The 2,837-nt window shown below is 53.8% G+C and carries 3 protein-coding genes and 1 pseudogene; 2 read left to right on the top strand and 2 right to left on the bottom strand.

Translation table 11 applies throughout. The features are described from left to right. Positions 1-892 (bottom strand): MFS transporter (locus RTY00_RS23040; RefSeq protein WP_312666506.1); only part of this gene is annotated, 892 nt, incomplete at its 3' end. 263 nt (positions 893-1,155) lie between these two features. Between RTY00_RS23040 and RTY00_RS23035 the strand changes: the two genes are divergently transcribed. Both RTY00_RS23035 and cybB read left to right on the top strand, forming a co-directional pair. Continuing rightward, positions 1,156-1,650, top strand: coding sequence for a MarR family transcriptional regulator (locus RTY00_RS23035; RefSeq protein WP_312666505.1), 495 nt, complete (start codon positions 1,156-1,158; stop codon positions 1,648-1,650). 92 nt (positions 1,651-1,742) lie between these two features. Beyond that, positions 1,743-2,282: a cytochrome b561 gene (gene cybB, locus RTY00_RS23030; RefSeq protein WP_312666504.1), complete on the top strand. Its 540-nt coding sequence runs from the start codon at positions 1,743-1,745 to the stop codon at positions 2,280-2,282. 16 nt (positions 2,283-2,298) lie between these two features. Here the strand turns inward: cybB and RTY00_RS23025 are convergent. Then, positions 2,299-2,652, bottom strand: a pseudogene (locus RTY00_RS23025) (MmcQ/YjbR family DNA-binding protein). Between the last annotated feature and the right edge of the window lie 185 nt (positions 2,653-2,837).

The raw sequence follows: 2,837 nt of genomic DNA, 5'->3' as shown, positions 1-2,837 counted from the left end.
ATGTAGGCAGCCACGCCTGCGCCCCGCCAAGCCACAGCAGACTGATCAAGCCCAGCAGAATCAAAGTTAACACCACCAGCAACGGACGGCGACGATCGCGGAAGCGATGGATCAACGCCGACAGCACAAAACCCGCGGCAACTTCCGTCAGCGTGAGCGCGCCCAGCACATAGCCACTTTGTTCAGGTTGCCAGCCGTGCTGCATGTAAAACGGCGGTAGCCACGCCAGCACCAAGGTGTACGCGCCGGTGCCAATGCCAAAGAAGATCATCAACAGCCAGGCACGCGGTGAGCGAGCAGTGCGTGGAGCCTGGCTGCTTTGCATTGGCGTTACGCCGCGTGAAAACGTCAACCACAGCAACAGCGCGATGACTGCGGGAACAACAGGAATTGCCAGCGTTAACGCTAAACCTTGCGATTTCGCCAATGGTGCGGCGCTGGCGGCAGCAATCGCTGCGCCCGCCATAATCCCGGTGGTGAACAGCGCCATCAGCGTGCCTGCTTTCGCACCGAAGTGACGTTTGATCTGCGCTGGCATTAAGGCCTGAATCAATCCGATACCGCACCCCGCCACCAGCGCGCTGGTAATCAACGCTGTGGCAGATTGCTCGAATCCACGCGCGATACTCGCCAGCGCCAGCAACAGCAATCCAACAGCGATACCGCGCACTTCGCCAAGCCGACGCAACAATAGCGGACCCGCCAGCGCCGCTAATCCCATCATGATCACCGGCAATGTGGTGAGCAGGCTAAGCTGCGTGGCGTTGAGCTGGGCGTCGCGCTGCAAGAGCGGAAACAGCGGCCCCATCGCCGCCATAATCGGCCGTAAATTCAGTGCGATAATAAAAACCAGTAAGGCAAACATCCCAACCGCAGGTAAAGTACGATTCACTTTGCATCTCCTTGCACATTAAAAGTATCTTAACGTTAAGATACTTTTCGCAACAGCAATAGCCCATGCGCACAAAGCAACAAATGGGGATGAGATGTGGTCGCCATAAATGGCGCGTTTTTCGGTCACCATAAATGGCGACCCTACAAATGATTGGCGCGTTTTTCGGTCGCCATAAATGGCAACCCTACAAAAGATTGCGCGTTTTACGTAGGGTGCGCATTCATGCGCACCTTCTCACATGAAACTAAGGAGCTAGCAGATTGACCGATCACGTCGATTTTGTGGTGCAACAATGGGCCAGCGCGATGCCGGAGCTGGATGCGTCGTCAATGGCGGTTTTTGGCCGCATGCTGCGCATCATGCAACATCTGGCGAAAACCCGCGCTGAAGCGCTGGCACCGTTTGGATTTCGCGATGGCGAATTTGATGTGCTGGCGACGCTGCGACGCGCAGGCGCCCCCTATCGCTTGTCGCCCACGCAGCTGTATAAATCGTTGCTGGTGACATCGGGCGCGATGACCAATCGCCTCAATCGGCTGGAAGAAGTGGGTTCGATTTTGCGTGTTGCCGATCCCGAGGATAAGCGCAGCATGCTGGTGGCGCTCACCGATGGAGGCTTAGCAAAGATCGAGCAAGCACTGCTGGTGCATACGCAAACGCAAAATAACCTGCTGGCCACGCTGGATGCCTCTCAGCAAGCGCAGTTGAAAACTTTGCTAAATCAGTTGTTGGTAGCAACTGAAGCGGAAAAGTAAAAACGCTGTTGCTGATGCGTCAAAATATGAATTAATTCAGCACATTTTCCCTTAAAGTAATCGTCCAGCCAGGCATTTTTTACGGACTAGAGATGAGCAATAAATACGCCCCATCGCAGATTTTTCTTCATTGGTTGACCTTTCTGTTGGTCGTCACTGCGTATTGCACCATGGAATTTCGTGGATTGGCGACGCGCGGTTCGTGGCAAGGCTTTGCGATGATCATTGGTCATTTCAGCGCAGGAAGTTGTGTGCTGGTGATTATGCTGTCGCGCATCCTGCTGCGTTTTCGCCATCGCAGCCCGGCGATTGTGCCCAAGCCGCCGCATTGGCAAACCGGCCTGGCGCATCTGATGCATCTGGCGATCTACCTGTTTTTCATCGTCTTACCGACGCTGGGCATTCTTTCGCGTTTCTATATGGGCAGAACCTGGTGGATTTTCGGCATTCCGATGCCGGTGAGTGGCGATCCGGATCCGGATTTCGCCGACACGATTGCGGGCTGGCATGAAACCCTCGCGCCTTATGGTTATTGGCTGATCGGCATTCATGCCGTTGCCGCGCTGGCACATCATTATCTGTTTAAAGACAACACTTTAATGCGCATGATGCCGTCGCGTCGCTCACGTTAAAAAAGTTACAGCGTCACTAAAATGTCAGACTAAAGCTGTCATCGAGTAGCGCCAAAATCTCGCTGTCCGGCAAGCCATTCTCCAGCGTGATACTCAATCAATGTTCTTTGTTCATATGGTAAGCCGGATAAACGCCGGGCAGCTGGCGCAGCGATCCAATGAGTTCGGGACGCGCTTTGATGTTCATCACGTCAATCACCGGCCCATCCGGCAAACCGAGTTTATGACTCTCCAGCGGGAACACCAGCGCAAACCACTTACGGTGCCGCGGATGACGCAGCACCGCATATTCACTGTGCTTTTTCCATGGATAATCGGGTTCTACCTGATAGTGCTGATTAATGTAGTCGAACAGCGGCTGGCGTTGCATGCATCCTCCGTGGTGAATCGCGCCTAAAAAAGCACGTGCGAAGCCATAATAGTAATCAGTTACGTCTACACTGCGTATTGATTTTTTGCGCTACATCAGCGCCCTTAAACCAGGGAAGTGAGTGATGTTTCATCTGATTTTCAGCATACCGAGCTGGTATGTGATCGCCCGATTTTTGTTCCCGC

It is taken from the genome of Pantoea sp. CTOTU49201 (assembly GCF_032054795.1).
Lineage (GTDB): Bacteria > Pseudomonadota > Gammaproteobacteria > Enterobacterales > Enterobacteriaceae > Pantoea > Pantoea symbiotica.
The sequence above is the reverse complement of the archived record's forward strand: the minus strand, read 5'-3'. Positions and strand labels throughout refer to the sequence as shown.

What these genes read in the sequence shown, in the direction of transcription:
- cybB (WP_312666504.1), top strand. Translation starts at nt 1,743, where the DNA reads ATGAGCAATAAATACGCCCCATCGCAGATTTTTCTTCATTGGTTGACC.